This window comes from Clostridium sp. 1001275B_160808_H3, from assembly GCF_015550425.1.
Taxonomy (GTDB): Bacteria; Bacillota; Clostridia; order Clostridiales; family Clostridiaceae; genus Clostridium.
Genome location: NZ_JADNAT010000028.1, coordinates 1 through 23,245, shown reverse-complemented (window position 1 = coordinate 23,245; position 23,245 = coordinate 1). Strand labels below are relative to the sequence as shown.

At 29.4% G+C, this 23,245-nt stretch carries 25 protein-coding genes and 1 riboswitch; of the genes, 17 read left to right on the top strand and 8 right to left on the bottom strand.

Annotated elements, in window-relative coordinates; all coding sequences use genetic code 11:
- Nucleotides 1–133: 133 nt before the first annotated feature.
- A complete protein-coding gene (locus tag I2A75_RS16050) occupies nt 134–538 on the bottom strand; it encodes a MerR family transcriptional regulator (protein ID WP_195266450.1) in 405 nt (134 codons plus the stop codon).
- Between the two features lie 120 nt (nt 539–658).
- Here I2A75_RS16050 and I2A75_RS16045 point away from each other — a divergent pair, with 120 nt between their 5' ends.
- Both I2A75_RS16045 and I2A75_RS16040 read left to right on the top strand, forming a co-directional pair.
- A complete protein-coding gene (locus tag I2A75_RS16045; protein ID WP_195266447.1) occupies nt 659–1,519 on the top strand; it encodes an aldo/keto reductase in 861 nt (286 codons plus the stop codon).
- Between the two features lie 5 nt (nt 1,520–1,524).
- The gene (locus I2A75_RS16040; RefSeq protein WP_195266445.1) at nt 1,525–1,674 is read left to right on the top strand and encodes a hypothetical protein; all 150 of its coding nucleotides are present in this window, start codon (nt 1,525–1,527) and stop codon (nt 1,672–1,674) included.
- Between the two features lie 25 nt (nt 1,675–1,699).
- Here I2A75_RS16040 and I2A75_RS16035 read toward each other — a convergent pair whose 3' ends face one another.
- From I2A75_RS16035 to I2A75_RS16025, 3 genes are read right to left on the bottom strand one after another with little or no spacing between them, the layout of a single operon-like run.
- Nucleotides 1,700–2,389 (bottom strand): radical SAM protein, encoded by a 690-nt coding sequence (locus I2A75_RS16035; RefSeq protein ID WP_195266443.1) that lies wholly within the window; start codon nt 2,387–2,389, stop codon nt 1,700–1,702.
- The gene (locus I2A75_RS16030; protein WP_195266441.1) at nt 2,382–2,951 is read right to left on the bottom strand and encodes an ECF transporter S component; all 570 of its coding nucleotides are present in this window, start codon (nt 2,949–2,951) and stop codon (nt 2,382–2,384) included. Before I2A75_RS16030 ends, I2A75_RS16035 begins: the two co-directional genes overlap by 8 nt.
- A gap of 15 nt (nt 2,952–2,966) precedes the next feature.
- Nucleotides 2,967–3,941, bottom strand: coding sequence for a nucleoside hydrolase (locus tag I2A75_RS16025; protein ID WP_195266438.1), 975 nt, complete (start codon nt 3,939–3,941; stop codon nt 2,967–2,969).
- A gap of 329 nt (nt 3,942–4,270) precedes the next feature.
- Nucleotides 4,271–4,315: riboswitch (PreQ1 riboswitch) on the bottom strand.
- Between the two features lie 259 nt (nt 4,316–4,574).
- Here I2A75_RS16025 and I2A75_RS16020 point away from each other — a divergent pair.
- The 3 genes from I2A75_RS16020 (at nt 4,575) to I2A75_RS16010 (ending at nt 8,285) form a co-directional block, all read left to right on the top strand.
- Nucleotides 4,575–5,084 (top strand): CarD family transcriptional regulator, encoded by a 510-nt coding sequence (locus tag I2A75_RS16020; RefSeq protein ID WP_195266436.1) that lies wholly within the window; start codon nt 4,575–4,577, stop codon nt 5,082–5,084.
- A gap of 13 nt (nt 5,085–5,097) precedes the next feature.
- Nucleotides 5,098–6,285: a recombinase RecA gene (recA, locus tag I2A75_RS16015; protein WP_195266434.1), complete on the top strand. Its 1,188-nt coding sequence runs from the start codon at nt 5,098–5,100 to the stop codon at nt 6,283–6,285.
- A gap of 572 nt (nt 6,286–6,857) precedes the next feature.
- Nucleotides 6,858–8,285, top strand: coding sequence for a cellulase family glycosylhydrolase (locus tag I2A75_RS16010; protein ID WP_195266432.1), 1,428 nt, complete (start codon nt 6,858–6,860; stop codon nt 8,283–8,285).
- A 121-nt stretch (nt 8,286–8,406) separates the two neighbouring features.
- On the opposite strand, the gene I2A75_RS16005 is transcribed toward I2A75_RS16010, so the two are convergent.
- Nucleotides 8,407–9,114, bottom strand: a complete 708-nt coding sequence (locus I2A75_RS16005; RefSeq protein ID WP_207733849.1) for a GntR family transcriptional regulator — start codon at nt 9,112–9,114, stop codon at nt 8,407–8,409.
- Between the two features lie 326 nt (nt 9,115–9,440).
- Here I2A75_RS16005 and hypB point away from each other — a divergent pair, with 326 nt between their 5' ends.
- The 8 genes from hypB (at nt 9,441) to I2A75_RS15965 (ending at nt 17,673) form a co-directional block, all read left to right on the top strand.
- Entirely contained in the window at nt 9,441–10,112 is a 672-nt protein-coding gene (gene hypB / locus I2A75_RS16000) for a hydrogenase nickel incorporation protein HypB (protein ID WP_195266430.1), read from the top strand.
- Between the two features lie 24 nt (nt 10,113–10,136).
- Nucleotides 10,137–12,818 carry an FAD-dependent oxidoreductase gene (locus tag I2A75_RS15995; protein WP_195266428.1) on the top strand — a complete coding sequence of 894 codons (2,682 nt, stop codon included), beginning with the start codon at nt 10,137–10,139 and terminating at the stop codon, nt 12,816–12,818.
- A 38-nt stretch (nt 12,819–12,856) separates the two neighbouring features.
- A complete protein-coding gene (locus I2A75_RS15990) occupies nt 12,857–13,198 on the top strand; it encodes a hydrogenase maturation nickel metallochaperone HypA (protein ID WP_195266426.1) in 342 nt (113 codons plus the stop codon).
- A 30-nt stretch (nt 13,199–13,228) separates the two neighbouring features.
- Entirely contained in the window at nt 13,229–14,209 is a 981-nt protein-coding gene (locus tag I2A75_RS15985; RefSeq protein ID WP_195266424.1) for a DUF5692 family protein, read from the top strand.
- Between the two features lie 79 nt (nt 14,210–14,288).
- Nucleotides 14,289–15,290 carry an energy-coupling factor ABC transporter permease gene (locus tag I2A75_RS15980; RefSeq protein ID WP_195266422.1) on the top strand — a complete coding sequence of 334 codons (1,002 nt, stop codon included), beginning with the start codon at nt 14,289–14,291 and terminating at the stop codon, nt 15,288–15,290.
- On the top strand, nt 15,287–16,087 hold the full coding sequence (gene cbiQ / locus I2A75_RS15975) for a cobalt ECF transporter T component CbiQ (RefSeq protein WP_195266420.1): 801 nt from the start codon (nt 15,287–15,289) through the stop codon (nt 16,085–16,087). Before I2A75_RS15980 ends, cbiQ begins: the two co-directional genes overlap by 4 nt.
- Before the next feature lie 9 nt (nt 16,088–16,096).
- A complete protein-coding gene (locus I2A75_RS15970) occupies nt 16,097–16,843 on the top strand; it encodes an ABC transporter ATP-binding protein (protein WP_195266418.1) in 747 nt (248 codons plus the stop codon).
- 539 nt (nt 16,844–17,382) lie between these two features.
- Complete coding sequence (locus tag I2A75_RS15965) at nt 17,383–17,673, top strand: sigma factor (RefSeq protein WP_195266416.1); 291 nt, start codon at nt 17,383–17,385, stop codon at nt 17,671–17,673.
- Nucleotides 17,674–17,893: 220 nt separating this feature from the next.
- Here the strand turns inward: I2A75_RS15965 and asrC are convergent, their stop codons facing one another.
- The 3 genes from asrC to asrA are packed head-to-tail and all read right to left on the bottom strand — an operon-like array spanning nt 17,894 to nt 20,787.
- Nucleotides 17,894–18,946 (bottom strand): sulfite reductase subunit C, encoded by a 1,053-nt coding sequence (gene asrC / locus I2A75_RS15960; RefSeq protein ID WP_195266414.1) that lies wholly within the window; start codon nt 18,944–18,946, stop codon nt 17,894–17,896.
- Between the two features lie 13 nt (nt 18,947–18,959).
- Nucleotides 18,960–19,754, bottom strand: coding sequence for an anaerobic sulfite reductase subunit AsrB (gene asrB / locus I2A75_RS15955; RefSeq protein ID WP_195266412.1), 795 nt, complete (start codon nt 19,752–19,754; stop codon nt 18,960–18,962).
- Between the two features lies 1 nt (nt 19,755).
- On the bottom strand, nt 19,756–20,787 hold the full coding sequence (gene asrA / locus I2A75_RS15950) for an anaerobic sulfite reductase subunit AsrA (RefSeq protein WP_195266410.1): 1,032 nt from the start codon (nt 20,785–20,787) through the stop codon (nt 19,756–19,758).
- Between the two features lie 869 nt (nt 20,788–21,656).
- Between asrA and I2A75_RS15945 the strand changes: the two genes are divergently transcribed.
- The 4 genes from I2A75_RS15945 (at nt 21,657) to I2A75_RS15930 (ending at nt 23,019) form a co-directional block, all read left to right on the top strand.
- On the top strand, nt 21,657–21,983 hold the full coding sequence (locus I2A75_RS15945) for a PadR family transcriptional regulator (protein ID WP_195266408.1): 327 nt from the start codon (nt 21,657–21,659) through the stop codon (nt 21,981–21,983).
- The gene (locus I2A75_RS15940; RefSeq protein WP_195266406.1) at nt 21,980–22,327 is read left to right on the top strand and encodes a DUF1048 domain-containing protein; all 348 of its coding nucleotides are present in this window, start codon (nt 21,980–21,982) and stop codon (nt 22,325–22,327) included. Before I2A75_RS15945 ends, I2A75_RS15940 begins: the two co-directional genes overlap by 4 nt.
- A 9-nt stretch (nt 22,328–22,336) precedes the next feature.
- Entirely contained in the window at nt 22,337–22,687 is a 351-nt protein-coding gene (locus I2A75_RS15935; RefSeq protein WP_195266404.1) for a DUF1048 domain-containing protein, read from the top strand.
- Between the two features lie 143 nt (nt 22,688–22,830).
- Nucleotides 22,831–23,019 (top strand): cysteine-rich KTR domain-containing protein, encoded by a 189-nt coding sequence (locus I2A75_RS15930; protein WP_195266402.1) that lies wholly within the window; start codon nt 22,831–22,833, stop codon nt 23,017–23,019.
- Nucleotides 23,020–23,245: the final 226 nt, after the last annotated feature.

Here is a 23,245-nt window from a genome sequence, read left to right as displayed (position 1 = left end):
ACTTCTAGTTACTCGCTATATGCTCATTTCACATAGTTTATTTATTCTCACAAACTTATAATTTGTATATATAATAATATTGGGAAAGCGAAATAATAAAAAATAAAAAAATGTTAACTAAATATGTTGGAACTTATTCCTTACTATTTACATCAATAAGATTGCTGATATACTTGATTTTTCCATCAAGAACATCATCGTAAAATTGTTGTTTTGTATTGATGAAATCAATACAATCATTGATTTCTTGAAGTTTATCCAACAATGTTTTCTTTTTCTTCTCTAATATGTCCTTTCTTTTAGGAATTGTGCTTTCTCCATCTAAACATAATGCAACATATTGTTTCATTTCAGTAATTCCCATTCCACATTTTTTTAAACAAGTCAGACTTTTTATCCATGAAATGTCTTTGTCGTCAAAAACTCTATAATTGCGTTCATCACGCTTTACGTTTGGTATCAATCCTTCATTGCAATAATACTTAAGTGTTTCATAAGACATATTAACCTGCTTACATACATCCTTCATTGAATACATAGAAAACCTCCAAAATCATAAAAGTAAAAATATTGAAAATAGATATTGACCGGTAGTTACTACCGGAATTTATAATACTATTGTACTTAAAAAAATAAAAAGTTCAAGGAGTGATTTATTATGGAATATGTTACATTGAGTAATGGCGTGAAAATGCCTAAATTAGGGTTTGGTGTGTTTCAGATAGCGAAAGAAGATTGTGAAAGATGTGTGCTGGATGCAATTAAGATAGGTTACAGACATATAGATACTGCACAGTCTTATTTCAATGAGGAAGAAGTTGGAAATGCGATTAGTAAATGTGGTATTCCAAGAGAAGAATTATTTATAACTACAAAAGTATGGATTGATAACTATGGCTATGATAAAGCAAAACAATCAATATTAAAATCTATGAAGAAATTAAAAGTAGAGTATATTGATTTAGTTTTACTGCATCAGCCATTTAGTGATTATTATGGTGCATACAGAGCATTACAGGAATTGTATGGAGAAGGAAAAATCAGAGCAATTGGTGTCAGCAATTTTTCACCCGATAGATTAGCCGACATCGCTGCTTTCAATAAAATTTCCCCACATGTCAATCAAATAGAAACAAATCCTCTTCATCAGCAAACAGAAGCACAGGAAAACATGGTGAAGCGTGGCGTTCAGATGGAAGCATGGGCACCTTTTGGGGAAGGAAAAAGCAATATGTTTGAGAATCCTTTATTACAGGAAATTGCGAGTAAATACAAAAAATCAGTAGCACAAATTATTTTAAGATGGCTTATGCAGAGAAATATTGTAGCGTTGGCAAAATCTACCCACAAAGAACGTATGAAAGAAAATTTTGAAATATTTGATTTTGAACTTTCTGATAAAGATATGAGAAAAATCGCTGAGTTAGATACAAAAACAAGTTTATTTTTTAATCATCAGACACCTGAGACTATTGATATGTTTGTAAAAATGATTAAAGATAGAAAAGATAAAATTTAATTTTAATGGAATTACAGAATGAAAAAGCCTTATCAAGAACTTGCTACGGAAGCATTCTTGATAAGGCTTTTTTTATTGTATCTTCTTCAATAATTTTAGTTCTGATATCATCATTCAAAAGAATGAATGCTTCCTATTTAGGTTTTGCAGAATAAAACAACTTTAACTTTTCCTTATAAGCTAGTCCCCTACACCAAAATCTGTATTGTTATAAAGCACTTCGATATTATCGTAGTCATTTAAGTACTTATATTCTTCAGCGAACCATTTTACTAATTCTTCATCTCTTTTTACATCTGTTGTATTATTAACAAAAACATTTAATGTTGCATATTTAAAGTTTTTAAGGACTATATCTATATCTTTTTGTATCATTTCTTTAGTTTGTCCTTTTATTCCAATTAGTAAGCAAACTGATTCAAAGTGCTCTTTTACCTCATCTGGAGCTTTGAAGTTTGCATTTTTGTTTAATACTAAATTTCTAAAGTTATTATCAAAGGTTTCCACGCCTATTTTAAATATAATTGGAATACCAAAGAAGTCTCTCATTTCTTGTAATCTATTTTTATAGCACCAATGACTTTCTAGAAATAACTTTTCTATGTTTTTTTCTTGTATTATTTTCTTTATATCATTTAGTGTTTCTTTGGGGATTTCAAAGCAGCTACCTGAATTTATAACTTCTAATACTTTGAATTCTCCAGTGATATTTTTTAATACTTCTTTATTTAGCTTTACTATTTCTTCTTCATTTAAGCTATTATCATCTATATAATCACAAAAACTACATTTACCCCAAATACAAGGGAATGATTTTAATAATACAATTTCTCGAATATTTTTGTTAGTTATTTTATTATATCTATCCATTTACACACCTATTATTTATAATTTCTTTCATATTATTTGGCAGGGATTTAATTAGCATTAATACAATAAATATAGTGGAAGCTTTATCTAGTAAATCAAATAATATTTGAGTTGAGAAAACACTAGCTACTATATTTACACCAACATTTTTCAAATACATAACTACAAATGAGGTTCCAGATGATGTTATTCCACTAAAAACATATGCAGAAATAAGTGATGCAACTAGTGAACCTGCAATAGTTGAAATTAAAATCCCTAAAACTATGAATTTGCCCTTAAATAATCCTTTTTTATAGCATAAACCAGCAACTAATCCTATTACTATTTGAACTGGGAAAAAGTACAATGAATATGGATCAAAAGTAAAGCCATTTATTAATGATGTAGCCAAACCAGTTATTGCACCACTTATTGGACCAAATAAAAAAGCAATTAAGAAAGTTCCAATTGTATCTATAAATATTGGAAGCTTAAGAGCAATAGCAATGAATCCTCCAAGAATGTTTATAACAATTGCTACAGACATAAGTGTTATTTTAAAAATATTATTTTTTTTCATATATCCTCCAGTGCTTTAACCTATGTAATATCTTTTGTTATTAAGAATTAACTCTATATCTTTTTTATTGTTTGGAAACAATCTATATAAGAACATCTCCATGAATTTTTTAGAATTAACTTTAGTTAAAACTAATCCATTGTGCTCTTTTTTATAAAATTCGCCTACATCAACTAAGGTTTGTCCCATAGCTACTCCATCTGTAACAATGTCTAAGTAAGAAGTAAATCCTTCACAAATACTTCTATCTATAAAATATGCTACAGCTAAAGGATCATTAATAACACATCCAAGAGTTCTTTCTTGATTCCAATGGAAATCAACATAAAATCTTGTTATATCTACAATAAATTTTCCTATTACATCATCAAATTGATTAATAACTTCTATAAGGTTAGGAGTTAAAACTATTTCACGAGTAACGTCTAAACCTACCATTAAAAAAGGAACTTTGCTATTATCAAATATCTTTTTTACACTATGAGGATCAACCCAATAGTTAAATTCTGCAACTTGAGAGCAATTACCATGAGATTTAAATGTACCACCCATAGATACTATTTCATTAATCATATTAAATGCAGCTTCATCTTTTTCTAAAGCTCTAGATAAGTTAGTTAAAGGTCCTAAGGCAATGATGCTAACATCACCTTGTTTAGCACTATCTAATATAAAATCAACACCATTATGATTAATTTTAACATTAGCTTCTTCATAGTTAGTTTCACCAAGTCCATCTTCCCCGTGAGTATCTTGTGCAGTAACTAAATCTCTAACTAAAGGAGTACTTTCCCCAACATAAACTTTAATATCTTCTCTTTTTAGAAGCTTTAAAACCTTTAAAGCATTTTTAGCACCTTGATTAGCACAAACATTTCCAGATACAATAGTAATTCCTATAACAGCTAGTTCCGGTGAATTCAAAGCTAGAAGTAGAGCAAGAGAATCATCAATACCTGGATCACAATCAATTATTACTTTTCTTTTCATTTTCATTTCTCCTTTATTGAATAATATGTAAAATTTATATTCAGAAAAATAAAAAGGAACGAACTATAAAGTTCATTCCATCACAAATAAAAAAGTGGACATAAATAAGTTTACCTATTTCATCCTTCATTCAAGTAAACACAAACTTACATATGTCCACTTAAAAATAGAAAGACGTAATTTATAAAAAGATATTAACAGAGTAAACCTATAAAACACTAGAATATAAAAAGAGCTATTAATTACTAATAGCCCTTTACAAAAATCTAGCTTATTATTTTATTGAAATTTAAACAACAAAATTAATCTAATTTAAAATACATTAAATTAGGGTCCTAGTTTTTTATAGAGGGATGGTTACGAACCTCTCTCAGAATTATTCTGAGTATATAAATTTTATAGTAATAGTGTATAACAAAAGATTAGATTTTTCAATTACTAATTACTAAAAAATATCTTTTTAAATTTTGTGAAAATTTTGCTTACATCCATCATTTTTTTTGTGATAAAATAATATTAGTGGCTCTAGTGTGTTTTATTTAATAAAAGGAATAGCAACTAATAAATTCAGGAGTTTTGTAAATGTACATAAGTAAACGTTTACTAAACTTCTTTTTAACAGGAGGTATTTAAATGTTTAAGAAAGGTGATTTAATTCTATATTCAGTTCATGGTATTTGTAAGGTAGATGATATATGTGAAAAGACAATTTCTCATGTAAAAAAGCAATATTATATCTTACATCCTATGAATGATAAGAATTTGAGTATAAGTACTCCAGTGGATAATGATAAGGTGGCAATGTTAGATCTTCTTACAAAGGAAGAAGCAGAAGAACTTCTAGAATCATTTAAAAAGCCAGGTATAGATTGGATAGAAGTAGATAGAGAAAGAGGAGAAGTATATAGCGAGATTATAAAAAGTGGAAATCGAAAAAAAATCGTAGGGATAGCTAACACTTTAATGAGAACTAAAAGTAATTTAGAAAAGAACGGAAAGAAATTTCATGAAAAGGATAAAAAGATTTTAGCAGATATTCAAAGTATTCTTTTTTCAGAACTAGCATTTTCTCTAGATACTACCCCTGAAGAAATAGGTAAAATAGTAAATGGACATTTAAAGGAAACAAATTATTTAAATTAGAGGTGAAAAATTTTTGAACATTAATGATGAAAAACTTTTAGCAATAGATTCAGTTATGAAACAAATAGATAAACAATTTGGAAAGGGCTCAGTTATTAAACTTGGGTCTAATCCAACAATGGATATAGAAACTATATCAACAGGATGCTTAGCATTAGATATAGCCTTAGGAGTTGGTGGAGTTCCCCGTGGTAGAATAATAGAAGTATATGGACCTGAAAGTTCAGGTAAAACTACTATTGCTCTTCATATAATAGCAGAGGCACAAAAGATAGGTGGCGTGGCGGCATTTATTGATGCTGAACATGCCTTAGACCCATCTTATGCAAAAAACTTAGGAGTAAATATTGATGACTTAATAGTGAGTCAACCAGATACTGGTGAGCAAGCTTTAGAAATAACAGAAGCCCTTGTAAGATCAAATGCTATGGATGTACTTGTAGTTGACTCTGTAGCAGCACTTGTTCCTAGAGCGGAAATAGAGGGAGAAATGGGAGCTTCACATATAGGTCTTCAAGCAAGATTAATGTCACAAGCATTAAGAAAACTTACAGCATCAATAAATAAATCTAAGTGTATTGTAATATTTATAAATCAATTAAGAGAAAAAATTGGAATTATGTTTGGAAATCCTGAAACAACAACAGGTGGACGAGCACTTAAATTCTATGCATCTGTAAGACTCGATATAAGAAAAATAGATACTATAAAAATAGGAGAAAACATTCTAGGAAGCAGAGCAAGAGTAAAAGTAACAAAAAACAAAGTTGCTCCACCATTTAAGCAAGCAGAATTTGATATTATGTATAACGAAGGTATCTCAAAAGAAGGAAATCTTTTAGATATAGCTGTTAATGAAAATATAATAGATAAAAGTGGTACATGGTTTTCTTATAATAATATAAGATTAGGACAAGGTAGAGAAAACTCAAAGGCATATTTAAAAGAAAATAAAGAACTAGCCCTTGAAGTAGAAAATGCAATAAGAGAAAAGCATAGCTTACCATTAACAAAGACTCTAAAAGTACAAGAAGATGAAGTTAAGAAGGAAGATAAATCTAAAAAAGATGATAAACCTAAGAAAAAATCTAAGTTAGATATAGAAGAAATAGTTGTTGAAAGTTATAAAAATGAAGAGACTATAGTTAATGAACCTAAGCTAAACGAAAATCAAACAGTGAATAAAGCGGAATTATATTGATATTAGGCTTAGTTGCAGGTAATATAATTGGAAATTCAATTGAGAAAAAAATGCCAACTTAATTAGTGGATTTAATGCCATTTCTAAAGATGTTCATTTTGATTCAGAAAAGACATTTAGAAAATATAGAAAGTAATAATGGTTTTAAAAAATAAATTTAATAACCTTAATATTAAGCTAACTAACTTATAAGTGGACAACTTGAAGTACTCCCCCTATAGTAGACAGTTAAAATAATAAAACTGTTTCTATAGGGGGAGATTTTTATGTTCGTTTGAACTTAAGTTTAAAACAGAGCTTTATTTAAAAATGAGTTTCATATACAAATATTACCTATTTCAAACCATTATTAAGGAGTAAACTATTACATGATCATTTAACAAGAATTTATGATAATCTAAAAAAGAAATAAAAATTGAAGGGAGATGAGGATATTTATATCTCTTGTAAACGTAATCAAGAAAAGCGTTATATTAACTTAATGTAGGCTACAAAATATACTTTTAAGGAACAAATGAAAATTTATAAATTAAATCTATTAAAATTTTAAAAGTTAATATGGAGGAGATAAAATGAGTAGATTTTTAAAAAGGTTTAAAAAGTGTATTATTGCGGGTGCATTAGTATTAGCTCAAACAATTTCATTGACATCAATAATGCAAATATCAGCACATGCAGCTACTTCTAATACTGGGTTTCATGTAAATGGAACTAAACTTTATGATGCTAATGGAAATGAATTTATTATGAGAGGAATAAATCATGCACATGCATGGTACAAAGGACAGGAATCAACAGCTATACCTGCTATAGCAAAAACTGGTGCAAACACTGTAAGAGTTGCTCTTGGCGATGGCGATCAGTGGGGATATGATAATATAAATACTGTAAAAAATATAATTTCTTTATGTGAACAAAACAAGCTTGTAGTAGTTTTAGAAGTACATGATGCTACAGGTGCTGATGATGTTTCAAAGTTAAACAATGCAGTTAACTATTGGATAGGGATTAAAGATGCATTGATAGGAAAAGAATCTACTGTAATATTAAATATTGCAAATGAGTGGTATGGAACTTGGGATGGTAAGCAATGGGCAGAAGGATATAAACAGGCAATTCCTAAATTAAGAGCTGCTGGAATCAAAAATACTATTATGGTTGATGCTGCAGGTTGGGGACAATATCCTAAATCTATAGCTGATTATGGAAAAGAAGTGTTTAATTCGGATTCTCAAAAAAATACAATGTTTTCAATACACATGTATGAGTATGCTGGTGGAAATGCAAACACAGTTAAATCTAATATAGATAATGTTATAAATCAAAATTTAGCACTAGTTATAGGTGAATTTGGATTAAGACATACAGATGGTGATGTTGACGAAGATACTATTATGAATTATTCCAAGGAAAAATCAGTAGGATATATAGGCTGGTCTTGGTATGGTAATGGTGATCAATGGAAGTACCTTGATATATCTAATGATTGGTCTGGAACTTCTTTTAGTGAGTGGGGAAATATATTATTAAATCATAAAAACGGCATAAAAAATACATCAAAGATTTGTTCAGTATATACAGGATCAAATCCTGGAAATCCTGGAAATGGAGAAGAACCTGGGGGATCTACTAAGTTTACAATAGAAGCTGAAAATGGAAGTAAAAATGGTGTTTATAATAGCACTTCACGCTCTGGATACTCAGGAAATGGATACGTAACTGGATTTGATAACAGTAATGATTATATTGAAGTAACTGTTAATGTTCCATCATCAGGTGATTATCACATTAATGTACAATATGCGTCTGAATATGGAGACAAATATACGACTCTTTATGTAAACACTAACAATAGTGGAGATAAATTATTAAAACAATCCTACAATTTTACCGATGCTTATCTTGACACAGTATACTTAAATGCTGGACAAAATAAGATTAAGCTTCAACATAGCTGGGGATACTATGATATTGATGTATTTACAGTTACAAAGAAATAGATTTGTAACTAGAAAATCAATTATTTAAGCAAAATATTTATTAAATTAAAGGGGCGTCGCGTTTCGCGACGTCCTTTTAAGTTGTTGATTTTAGTGTATCCTAAACATTTATAATTAATAATTAATAATATATTTGTCTATTACCATTTATAGTATCATTAATATTTGTAGTTAAACATTCTATAGCTTTTTTAGCATCCTTCTTTTCTATGTAATCACACAAAATAGATGTATTATTTATTAAGGAATCTATACCATATAATATACAAAAACGTTCCCATAACGATAAAATAGGCGCTTTAAATGAGTGGAAAATTAATGGCAAAAGAGTATTTCCAGAAAGAAAAGCCAATTCATGTTGGAATTGAAATGCTAATTTAGATGCAGCTTCAACAGAATCCGTTTCTTTCATTTTATTAACATATCCTTTTAATATCTCAATTTCATCTTCTTTAATTATTGGAATGCATAATTCTACTGCTAATGTATCTAAGGCTATACGAAGTTCAAGAATAGAACGAATTTCTGCATCTCTTAACCTTCCGCCATTATATTTCATAATAGAAATTAGTGTTTCCATAGTTCCATTTCTACGATAATCAGCTACAAAAGCACCGATCCTTGGTTTTATATTTAAAAATCCTTTCCTAGATAACTCTGAAATTCCAGAGTTAACAACAGCTCTACTTACTTGCATAGACTTAGCAAGTTCTCTTTCCGAAGGAAGCTTTTCACCAATTTGAAGTTTTCCAGATAAAATCATATTTTCTAGTTCTTTAATAAATAAATCTTTTAATGTTGGAGAATTTAATTTTGAAAATTCTATCATAAAATGCACCTCTCTAAGCTGAATCTGGTTCAACCAAATACCGATTATAATTCTATTTCAATATTATTCCAAAATCAATAAAAAGTAAATATCTTAAGATTGTTTCAAACATATATTAGCATTAAAGGAATATATTGACTTTGTATTAATAATCATGTTAAAATTTTATCAAGATTATTAATCTGGTCATACCAGATTAATATGATCTAAAAATTTTTATTAAATAAAGAGTATTTCATAGAATTAATATTAGAAATAAAAAAGAATTTAAGAATACAATTAAAAGTTTAAATTAAATATTCTTTATAATGAAGGAGGATAAGCATATGGAGAATTTTAGAATTCTCGAAATTAAACAAAGTGTTTTTGAAGACAATGACCATCAAGCTAATTTATTAAGAGAAGAACTTAGAAAAAAGAAAATATTTTTACTAAATTTAATGTCATCACCAGGTTCAGGTAAAACATCTACTCTTACAAAAACAATTAATACATTAAAAAATGAAGTAAAAATAGGAGTTATGGAAGCAGATATTGATTCAGATGTTGATGCTCATACTATTTCTAAAACTGGAGCAAAAGTTATTCAATTACATACAGGGGGAATGTGTCATCTTGATGCAGATATGACAAAACAAGGCTTAGAAGGTTTAGAAACAGAAGATATTGATTTTGCTATTTTAGAAAATGTAGGTAATCTGGTATGTCCAGCAGAATTTGATACCGGAGCATCAAAAAATGCCATGATTTTAAGTGTTCCCGAAGGAGATGATAAACCACTAAAATATCCTTTAATGTTTTCAATTGCTGATGTGTTACTAATTAACAAAATGGATGTTATTAATTATTTTGATTTCAACTTGGAAGTTTGCATTGAACGTGTAAAAAAGTTAAATCCTAATATTGAAATTATTCCTATATCTGCAAGAACAGGTGAAGGTATTGATAAATTTGCAGAGTGGCTTAGAAAAGAAATTAAAGAATGGAATGAAAATTAATATTATTAGACTAGGAGGATAGAAATGGTAAAAGAAAAGGTGTTGGATCTTGCTAATCATATTAGTGGGAAAAAACGTGGGTCAAAAAATGAAATAAGGCCAGAAGATCCAGAATATTTAATTTTAGAGCCTGTTGTTACAGAGGAAATGGCAGAAGTAGCACTTTGTATGAAGATACGTAAAAAAGCTACGGCAGAAGAACTTGCTCCTTTATGTTGTAAATCTGTAGATGAAACAGCAAAGTTATTATGGGATTTAGCTGTTGCAGGTATCTGTTTTGTAAATACTATTAACGGGATTGATACCTACTGGTATGACACATGGGTTCCAGGAATTATGGAGATGATGGTTAATAACAAGGAAAACGTTAACAAATATCCTCAAATTGCAGAAGCTTTTGAAGCATATGGAAGAGTAAGAGGACCAAAGACTACAGGTGCTTTCCCAGTAGGAGTAGGTTTAATGCGTGTTATACCTATAGAGCAAGCTATAGATGGAGAAACTAGAAAAGCTTCTTATGAGGAAGTTTCTAAATATCTTAATGAAAACGATATTTTCACAGTATCAGATTGCTCATGCCGTACAGCAAGAAAAGTAATGGGAGAAGGATGCGGTCATTTAGCAGAAGATATGTGTATTCAAATGGGACATGCTGCAGAATATTATATTCGTACAGGAAGGGGACGAGAAATTACTCGTGAGGAAGCTTTTGAAATAATTAAAAAAGCTGAAGAAAATGGTTTAATGCATCAAATACCAAACCTTGATGGCTCAGGAAAGACTCATGCAATTTGCAATTGTTGTGGTTGTTCTTGTCTTTCATTAAGAACTGCTGGAATGTTTAAAAATGTTGATATGGTGCGTTCTAATTATGTTTCAAGTGTAAACAAAGAAAAATGTGTTGCTTGCGGAGAATGTGTTGTAAATTGTCCCGTTAACGCACTACAATTAGGTCAAAAATTATGCTCAACAAAACCACTTCCTGTTAAAAAAATTGAGACTCCACGAGATACAGAGTGGGGAGAAGATAAATGGAATCCAGATTATAGAATTAATAGAAAAAATGTTGTAGAAAGTGGAACAAGCCCTTGTAAAACAGAGTGTCCTGCTCATATTGCTATTCAAGGATATATAAAACTAGCTTCTCAAGGAAGATATAAAGAAGCTCTTGAATTAATAAAGCATGAAAATCCATTTCCAGCAGTATGTGGACGTATATGCCCAAGGAAATGTGAATCAGAATGTACCAGAGGAGATATTGATGATCCAATAGCTATAGATGAAATTAAAAAATTTATTGCAGATCAAGACTTAAATACAGAAAATCGTTATGTGCCTAAAATTAAACATGACTATGATAAGAAAATAGCTATAGTAGGAGCAGGACCTGCTGGTCTTTCTTGTGCATTTTTCTTAGCTTTTGAGGGTTATAAGGTAACAGTATTTGAAAAACAAAAAGTACTTGGTGGAATGTTAACACTTGGTATCCCATCCTTTAGACTAGAAAAAGATGTAGTTAATGCAGAAATTGATATATTAAAAGAATTAGATGTTGAGTTTAAGAATGGAATTGAAGTTGGAAAAGACATAAGTTTAAAAGAATTGAGAAAGCAAGGGTATGAAGCTTTCTATATTGCAGTTGGAGCTCAGTCAGGTAGAAAAATAGGTGTCGAAGGAGAAAATGCTGATGGAGTAATGGCTGGAGTAGATTTCCTACGCAGTGTTAACTTAGGTGAAGATGTAAAACTAAACGGAAATGTAGTTGTTATAGGTGGTGGTAATGTTGCAATAGATGTTGCAAGAACTGCTGAAAGAGTAGGATCAGAAAAAGTTGATATATTTTGTCTTGAAACAAGAGATGAAATGCCAGCTCTTAATGAGGAAATTGAAGAAACCTTATCAGAAGGAATTAATATAAATAATTCTTGGGGGCCAAAGGCTATTGTTACAGAAAATGGAAAAGTTACTGGGGTAGAATTTAAAAAATGTATATCAGTTTTTGATGAAAATAAGAGATTCAATCCAATTTATGATGAAAACGATATATTATTTGTAAAAGCAGATACAGTGCTGCTTTCTGTAGGGCAGTCAATTGACTTAGGAAATTTAATTTCAGATAGCAATATAGAAATTAATCCTAACAATACAATTAAGGCAGATCCTTTTACCTATCAAACAGGAGAATTAGATGTATTTGTTGGTGGAGATGCATTTACAGGACCAAGATTCGCTATTGATGCCATTGCAGCAGGTAAAGAAGGAGCTATTTCAATACACCGTTATGTTAATCAAGGTCAAAGTTTAATTATAGGAAGAGATAGAAAAGAATATCGCTCATTAGATAAACAAAATATTGAACTTAAGGGATATAATAATTTTCCAAGACAAAAGGCAAGCCATAGCGATGGAAAAGAATCAAAAGAAACATTTAAGGATTTACGAGGAACTTTTACAGAAGATCAAATAAAGAAAGAAACAGAACGTTGTCTTAGCTGTGGTGCTACTGTTGTAGATGAATTTTTATGTGTAGGCTGTGGAGCATGTGTAACAAGATGTAAGTTTGATGCTATATCACTTGTTAGAAAATATGATGGAGAAGGAGTAGCATATGAAAATTTAAAACCTGTAATTGTTAAGCAAGTTCTTAAACGTAAGGGGAAAATAGCTATTAAAAAAGCTATAAATATATTCAAGTCAAACAAATAATATTATATTTTACTATTTATAAATAGAGGAGAGTCTATATGCATGAAATAGGGGTTTTAATTGAAGTTGTTAAGAGCGTAGAAAAATTTGCAAAAGTCAATAATGTAAAAAAAATAGATACATTAGTTTTGCAAATTGGAGAACTCTCTTCAATGATTCCTAAATATATGAAGAGTTTATATCCTGCTTCAATTGTAGGTACTATATTAGAAGGTTCAGAATTAGAAATTGAAATATTACCAGCTAATGCTTTGTGTAAAAGTTGCAATAATGTATTTAATATAATCTTTGATAAAGGAATATGCCCTAATTGCAAAAGTAAAAACTGTGAAATATTAAGCGGGAAAGAGTTTTATATAAAAGAAATTGTTTGTTATTAAAAATGAATAACTATAATAGGGGGAAAGATTATGTTTAGTTTTAACTATGAAGGAGGAGCATCCTTATTTTCAGTATGGGGTGTTTGGATTGCAGTATTTTTAATTTTATTTATATTAAATGAATTTTCAAGGCGTTCTAAATTTGGGGGGGTTTTATGTTTTGTAGTATTACCAATTGGACTATCTATATTATGGTTTACAGTATTAAAAGATACTACTTATACAGATTGGTTTCATTTGGCTAAGGTGTACTCAGCAGTAGCAGGATGTATTGGGTTTTGGTGCATAAGACATTTACATGGTAAAAGTAAAAGCACAGTGAAAGAGTGGAGATTGGCAGATAATAAGCTAGCATTATGCTTTCCACCGCTAATTCTTGCAATTAATATTTTAGAAGCAGTTACACGTGATATTCAAGTTGGACTTCAATATGCTGGAGGTGGAATTCTTGAAGATGGAAGTATGTATGTCTTAGGTGGTCCTTGGAACTTTATGAATGCAATTGCAGGGATTTTAAATATTATTACAATTACAGGATGGCTTGGTATATGTATTCGTAAAAAAACTAATAAAGATAGAAGTCAGGATATGCTATGGCCCGATATGCTTTGGTTTTGGATAATAGCTTATGATTTATGGAATTTTGCTTATACTTATAATGCTTTACCAGGACATTCATGGTATTGTGGGTTTGCACTATTACTTGCACCAACAGTATGTGCTTTTACTATAGGAAAAGGTGCATGGCTTCAACACCGTGCACAAACATTAGCATTATGGTGTATGTTTGCACAGACATTTCCAGCATTTATTGATAAAGGTAAATTTGCTGTTTCATCTACCTATAATGAAAACTATTTATTTATTTTCAGTTTATTAGCACTTCTTTCTAATATTGGTGTTGCTATATATATGATTTATAAAGCTAAAAAAACAAAGCGTAATCCATATAAGGATGAACTTTATATAGACTTAAAGAAATATAAGGAAGTAAACGTACTGGCAGAATAATTCTTAGTTTAATAAGGATATCAAAATAATTGATATCCTTATTAAATCGAAGTTAATTTTATAAAGAGGAGGTTTATTTATGCATATGGCGGATGCACTTGTTAATCCTACTGTGGCTGGATTAATGTATGGATGTTCTGCAATAGCAGCAGGTTATTCAATAAAAAAGATACGAATAGAAAATGAGCCTAAAAAAATCCCTGTAATGGGAGTTATGGGAGCATTTGTATTTGCAACCCAGATGATTAATTTTACAGTTCCAGGAACAGGCTCTTCTGGACATCTTTGTGGAGGTATTTTACTATCTGCCATATTAGGACCATTTGCAGGATTTATTACAATGATTGGGGTTTTAGCTATACAATGCTTAATGTTTGCTGATGGGGGGATACTGGCATTAGGTTGCAATATATGGAATATAGCATTTTATGGATGTTTTATTGGATGTTTATTAATATGGAAGCCAATTATGAAGAACGGAGCTTCCAAAGGTAAAATTATTTTAGCATCAATAATTGGGTCTATACTTACATTACAAATAGGTGCTTTTTCTGTTGCAATTGAAACACTAGGATCAGGAATTAGTGATTTACCATTTTTAACTTTTATTTCAGTTTTGCAACCAATACACTTAGTAATTGGACTTATAGAAGGGCTCATTACTGCAGCTGTTCTATGTTTTATATATGAAGCTAGACCAGAATTACTATGGAGCATAGATAAATCCTTAAACAAAAAAATAGGAAGAATTTCATTTAGAAAAGTGATGGTTATATTCTCATTACTTACAATTTTAATAGCAGGAGGAGTTTCACTTGTAGCTTCTGAGTATCCAGATGGATTAGAATGGTCTATTGAAAAGATTACAAATTCTACTGAAATAGAAGTATCAGGTGAAGTATATGATAGTTTTGAAAAAGTACAAGAAACTACTTCAGTGTTACCTGATTATAATTTTAAAGATTCTGATTTAGCTATAGGTACATCTTTATCAGGAATTATTGGAGGAGTAGTAGTTGCCTTTATCTGTATAGGTGGATGTTATTTATTTAAATTTTTTAGAAAAGAATTCATAAATTGAATAAATTAAATAAAGCACTTTATGAAATCCAAGGTATAGAGGATTTAGCAAATAGAGATTACTTGGTAAATAAGATTCATCCATCAATTAAATTTATTTTAACAGTTACTTATATTTCTTTAGTTGTATCTATTGATAAATATAACCTAGGTGGAGTTATAGGAATGAGTATTTATCCAATATTCCTTTTAATAACTTGTGATATATCGTTAAAAGATAGCTTAAGGAAATTGAAAATAGTATTATCATTTGTATTCCTTATGGGGATATTCAATCCATTTTTTGATAGTAAAATACTAATTAATATAAATGGTATTAGTATTTCTGGAGGAATAATCTCTATGATTACAATGATAATTAAAGGAATCTTAACTATCTTAGCATCTTATCTATTAATTGCTACAACAACTATTGAAAAAATCTGCTATGCAATGGATAAAATTCATATACCAAAGATATTCATAACTGAAATTTTGTTTATTTATCGATATGTGACAGTATTACTTAAGGAAGCAAATAAAATTACAGAATCATATAGCTTACGTGCCCCTAATCAGAAAGGGATAAATTATAAGGTTTGGGGTTCCCTTATAGGACAACTATTACTTAGAAGTATAGATAAAGCAGAAAATATATACGAAAGTATGTGTTTACGTGGATATTCTGGTAAGTTTTATTATTCTTATAAAATTAGATATAATGAAAAAGATTATATTTATTTTATTATATGGATAGTTATACTTGGTACTATGAGGTTTTTCTCTATATTACAGATAGTAGGAAATATATTTATTTAGGAGGAAGATATGAGCCATATTCATATAAATGTAGAAAATCTATGTTTTTCTTATGAAAAAGAACAACCAATACTTAAAAATATTACCTTTACTGCAAAGGAAAATGATTCTATAGGTATTATTGGATCTAATGGAGTTGGAAAATCAACTTTATTGAAGTTATTAGTAGGATTAAATTTAAATTATGAAGGTAGCATTAGAGTAGAAAATATTCCAGTAGAGAAGAATACTTTAAGTATAATTAGAGAAAGAATAGGATATGTATTTCAAGATTCTGATAATCAACTATTTATGTCTAATGTATATGAAGATATAGCCTTTGCACCACGTAATTATGGACTTTCAGAAGAGGAAGTTAAAAAGAGAGTAGAAAATGCCTTGAATATGGTTCATATTAATAATCTTAAGAATAAAAAGATACATAAACTTTCTGGTGGTGAAAAAAAACTTGTATCTATAGCAACAATATTTTCTATGACACCAGATATTATTTTAATGGATGAACCCTCTATTGCTTTAGATCCTAAGAATAGAAGAAATTTAATTAATATACTAAATGAATTTCAGCACTTAAAGATTATTGCTTCTCACGATTTAGACATGATTTTAGATACCTGCAATCGTACTATTCTTATGTCAGATGGGAAAATTATTAAAGATGGAAATACAAAAGATATTCTTACTGATAAAAAGCTTTTAGAAGCTAACAATCTAGAGCTTCCATTTTGTTTGCAAGAAAATAATATAAAACATTGACATATGTACATGTAAAGAATAGAGAAATTGTAAAAGGTAAAGATATAATATAAGTTTCATGGTTTGACAGATTACAAGATATTCAGGAGAAGACTGAAAAAATAATCACCAAATATGTTAATTCAGTAGGATATAAAAATGTGATGTCATCTTTTATGTTCTAGATAAGAGTGAACACTATTAAAATCGTGAACATTTTTAATTATTATATAAATAAGTAGATATTAGAAAAGTCATGTGTAACAAACTTTGCTTGTAATACATGACTTTTTATAATTCTACGTTATACCCCTGATGCTCCTTAAGCACACATTGTTTCAAATATACTAAGTATAAAGGCTGTAGCTTACTTTCTTTTAAACATTTTAAAACAAATGAATAGGGATTTTACGTATATGAAAATATTAAGAATTCGTAAATTAAGCATATCAGTATGTAAATTAAAAAGCTTAATACATATTCTTATTTATGGTAAAATTAAGAAAAAAACGCGAGGATTTGAAATATTATTTGTATTACTATATGAGGAGGGAAAAAGAGTGGATAAAAATATTGACGAAATCTATGAAAAATATTTTAATAGAGTATTTTTCTATGTAAAAAGAATTCTTAAAGATGTTGGAGCTAATGAAGATATTGAAGATTGTGTAAGCGATGTGTTTTTAGCCTTATGGAAAGATAGTGATAAATATAATATTTCAAGAGGAAGTTATGATACTTATGTAAATGTCAAAACAAGATCTATAGCACTTAATTATAGAAAAAAGCTTATAACAAAGCAAATTAAAGTTGAAGATTTTGATTATAACACTATTCCAGAGAGAATATGAGCCTTCGCCTACAATTGCAAGAGCTTATTATAATTCATCATTTAATTAGATAAACTATAAATTAAAAGTTATGTATAATTATAAGGGTTAAAATATACTATTTTTTGAACTAGCATTTTTATTAAATACTACTTCAGAGGAAATAGAGCAAAAGGTAAGAGATATTTAAATTACTAAAAAAGAAAATCTCCCTATAGCTTTAGGAAGATTTTCTTTTTTTCTAATAGTTTTTAATTTCTCTATTTAATTCTATAGTTTTATGTTTTTCAATTGGTTTAACATTAAAGTTTGATCTATATTCTGTTTCAGCCCAGAAAATATTTTCTGCAACTAAAGCTTCAGGGTTAAGTTCAACACCATCTAAAATAATTTCTTTAAATTTATGATATCCGGCTCTATCTATTAAGTGTCCACCATGTAAGTATTCTGGTTTATAATCTAATGCCCAAGCAGAGAATTTTTGCCAGTTTGCAAACATTCCTAATACAACATCTTCAGTAACGAAGTTTAAGAAAGTTTTCCCCATTCTAGGAGTTTGCTTACCAGTTCTTCCGCCAATAACAACTCTGTAGAATTTTTTAGGACTTCTTGTCCAAGCACTTGCAGGACAAGCTAATACACATTCACCACATCCAACGCAGCAACAAGGATCTTTATCTACAAGTCCATTTTTATTTAAGCTTAGAACTCTAGTTGCGTGGTGTTCGCAAGCTTTTACACATGCTCCACATCCAATACATCTTTCAGGGTGATATTCCATTCTTGATTGAGCAATTACACCAAAGTCTTGGAAATGAGCTTTAGCACAATCATTTGGACATCCTGCAACTGATACTTTAATGTGATAATGTGAAGGGAAAATTAATTTTTCTATTTTATTTGCTAATTCCTTAGTGTTAGCATTTCCCTTTATACAATGAGAGTTACCAATACATGCCATAACATTTCTAGCACCTATAGTTGGATATCCATTTTCATCAACAGTCATATCACAATTACATTCATCAATTTCAACTTCTTTTAGGTAATTAGCAATATACTTATTAACAGAAGGAATATTTTCATATTTAATTCCTGGTATGCAAAACATTTGTCTTGTTCCCATGTGGAAAGTACCATTACCATAAGTTTCTGCAATATATTGAACATCACTTAGATATTTAGCATTAATAAGACCACCTGGTACACGTAATTGAAGCATAAATTCTCCAGGAACTTTTGATTGACGATAACAATTTAATCTAACCTTTTTAATATCTATATCATGATTCATAAAAAATATCCTCCTAGTCTAATAATGATTTAGCCTTAGTATAGTTAAATACAGGTCCTTCTAAACAAACATAAGTTTCATCTATTCTACAATGTCCACATTTACCAACTGCACAGGACATTTTTCTTTCGAAGGATACCCAAATCTTTTCTTCAGGAACTCCAAGCTTAAGCATTTCAAGAGCAGTAAAATGCATCATTATTGGTGGTCCAACTATAACAACTTCATAGTTATCACCGAAAGAATTTAAAGGTAGTTTAGATAAATGTTTTGTTACAAGCCCTTGTTCCCAGCCTTCTTTTACTTCACTATCTAATGTATATATAGTATTAAATTTATCTTTCCATTTATCTAATTCATTTTTAAATAATATTCCATCTGTATTTTTAAATCCAAATACTAGATTTAAGGATTTTACATAATTATCTTCAGAATAAAATTTGTTAATCATACTTCTTACAGGGGCAACTCCTGTACCACCAGCAACTATAATTAAATTTTTATTTTTAAATTTTTCAACTGGCCAACCCTTACCATAAGCTCCTCTTAAAAAGATACTATCTCCAGGTTTTAATTTGAAAATTTCATCTGTTACTTTTCCTACAGCTCTTATTGTAAAATCCATATAACCTAATCCAAATCCACTAACAGAAATAGGAGCCTCACCAATCTTAGGAAGTGATAGTTGTAAGAATTGTCCATGCTCTGGAACTATATCTGTTGCAACTCTAAAAGTATATTCTAAATTAGTTTCGTGAGTAATACTAATAATTTCATATGACTTAGGTGTTAATATATTGTTTCCCATATTATTTTCCCTCCATAATTTCATTTACTGCATTATTTACTTTATTTATTGTAGCTGTAATTGAAATATGTTCTGGACATCTATCAGTACATCTACCGCAACCAACACACATATGTTCATCTCCAAATTGAGCTTTATAATCATGTATTTTGTGAAGAACTTTATATCTCATTTTATCTGCTTTAGTAGTTCTAAATTTATGACCACCAGCCATTTCATCAAAACCATCTACATGACAAGATGCTTGAACTCTTTTTCTTTCACCAATTTTTCCAGCAGGATCATATACAATATCACGAGTAGTGTAGCAAGAGCATGTACTACAAGCCAATGTACAGCTTCCACAACCAATGCATCTTTTATTATATTCTTCCCACATTGGGTGATTCTTAAGTTTTATTAATGTCTCCTTATCATTAATTTCAGGAATTGTTACTTTAGCTTCATTTTCTTCAATAAACTTAAGTTCAAATTTTTCTTCAGTTTTACCTTCAAAATATTTAGTGAATTCAGTATCTTTTACATTGAAAAGTAAAGAGGAGCCATTAAATCTTACAGCTAATGAATAATCATCAGTTTTATTACTATTCATTGATACACAGAAACAAGTATCAAAACCTTCAACACATTCAATGCAAACAAATTTAACTCTGTCTCTTATTCTTTTATAGAAAGTATCTTCAAAGTTACCATTATGTAGATAAATCATATCCTGTCTTCTTTGAGCATTAATATCACAAGGTCTAGCAAAAATTAATAATTTCTTGTTATGACCTACAGAACTTTCTCTAAATTCATTTTCAGTGAAATAATACAGAGTTTGAGTGATAGGAGTTATAACCTCCTTAACTGGATAATCAGATTTTTCTATAAACTCAATTTCTTCTACATTAGAAACTTCACTATATTTAATTATATCTGTATCAGAATATCTACCTTGTTTTTCAAATCTCTTTGGTGCATAAATCTTATATTCTTTCTTTAACTCTTCAAATAAAGCATTTACTTCTTGTAATGATAGATTATATCCCATAAAATACCTCCAAAATATTGTTTTGTTTTTAACAATCTCTATGCTTAAATTATAGTACTAATTTTTATATAAATGAAATACGAGAATTATATATTAATGATAAGTAAAAACCTATATATAAAAATAAAGAGGCCAAAGCTAATATTATAAAGGCTCTAACGCCTTAGGCTTTTGCTATAATAAATTAAGTTTAATAATATATTTGTTTGTCTCAATTCATAGTATCCTTAATATTTTGTGTTAAATATTAAACATTAAATAGCTTTTTTAGTATCTTCCTTCTCTATAAAATTAAACTTAAATATCGATAAGTCTTACTTAAAACGAGAACATAAAAAAAGGAGAAGAAGAAGCTGAAAAAGAAAGCTTAATATCAGCAAAGTTTGATATAGAAGAAGTTGATCAGGTTAGATTATTCTAAAAATTAATTATTATCGAAGATTTTTAAAGCTGATGGACTTGGAATAAATAATCCTAGAGGTTGTTATAAACATGCATTCAGGAGGGCCTTATAGAGGATATACTTGTATTGAATGATATATTACATGCGAGAAACTTAAAAAATGTTAGAAGAAAAAACTAATACGAGATTAATTAATAAAAATATCAATAGAGTAAGGGGAGTCGCGTTTCGCGACTTCCTTTTAAGTTGGCAATTTTAACACATCTTTTATTTTTACAAAGGATATAACGAAACGTGAGACCCTTTTAAACTATTGATTTTACTAGGTTTATAAATAATTAGATGAAATTTATAGCTAAAAAAAATAAATATATTATATTGACACTACCACTATTAAGTGTTACTATATAGTAGTAGTAAGTAATACTAAATACCAGTAATACTAGATAGTGAAGAGGTGACCTGTTTGGAAAATATCACGGAAATGTTAAAAGGAGTACTAGAAGGTTGTGTTCTTGAAATTATCAGCCATGAGGAAATATACGGATATGAAATTACTAAAAGGCTTAATGCCCTTGGATTTACTGATGTTGTAGATGGAACAGTTTATACAATACTAGTAAGGCTTGAAAAAAATAAATTGGTTGAAAGCACAAAAAGACCATCTGATATGGGACCTCCACGAAAGTTTTTCACTCTTAATGATGCAGGACGTGAGGAACTACAGAGGTTCTGGGAAAAATGGGAATTTGTATCATCAAAAATCAATGAATTAAAGGAGATGAAATTATGAATTTTTGGGAGAAAATTACGGGAAGCGACATGACTAAAGAACTTAAGGCCTTTGAATCACGAGCTCAAAGGCTACCAGCTGATTATCAAGCAGCATGGGAAGAAATTAAGGCTAATTTTTGGCAGTATTCAGATTTTACTGGTAGAAACTTAATACCAATTCTTGATGGTGTACTTGGATTGCTAGAAGAAACAGCTGCTGATGAGCAGAGCGTACAAGAAGCTTTAGGTGAGGATATCAAAGGATTTTGCTCAGCTTTAGTTGGTAAAGAAGATTCAGATTATTATCGAGACAAGTGGAGAAAGCAACTTAATAATAATATAGCTAAAAAATTAGGTAAATAGGAGGATAAAATGAAAATACAAGATATCATTGAAGGTAAAAAAGAATGGCGAGCACACGTAGCCCGTGTTAAATCGCTACCAAAAGATTATCAAATTGTTTATAAAGAAATCCAAAAATATCTTTTTAAGGTAGGTCCTGTTGAACTAACTGAAGGAACAGATTTACTCTCTGGGATTGTTGATCTTTTTGAAGAAGGTGCAGCATTAGGAAAAGGCGTATTAGAAGTAACTGGTAATGACGTAGCAGCTTTCTGTGACGATTTAATCAAAGATTCCAAAACTTATGCTGACATTTATCAAGAATCAGTTGATAAAGAAGTTAGCAAGGCTATGAAAAAAGCTATAGATAAAACAAAGTAAAAGAAAGATATCAAATTTAAAAAGCAATTAAAGTTAAATGTCAAATTATATAATAAAGGTAGAGTATATAAAAGTATCTTAATGGTTGCAGGAATTTAAAAATTATAGTAGTAAAAAACATCATAAATTAAGGGGATGATAGAGTGTCTAAATACGAGTGGATATTATGCCCAATCTGTGGCAATAAAACAAGGGTCAAGATAGGTGTTGATACTGTGCTTGAAAACTTCCCATTATTTTGTCCCAAGTGTAAACAAGAAACAATAATAAATGTAAAACAACTAAATATATCAGTTATTAAAGAGCCAGACGCTAAGACGCAGAGCCGATAACATATGAGTAAAATCATTGTTATTGGCTCTTTTTTATTCTAATTACTCAATCACTTTGTAATATAAATCACCTTGAAATAGTTAAATTTATAAGGTCAAGATGTATTCAAAGGATTAGATGTAAATTTAAATAAAGTTACTATATTGTAGATAGTGTAAAGTTTCGTATGAAAAAAATAGATAAATCAACATAAAGGTAATTATTTGAATAAATTGATTTATGTTG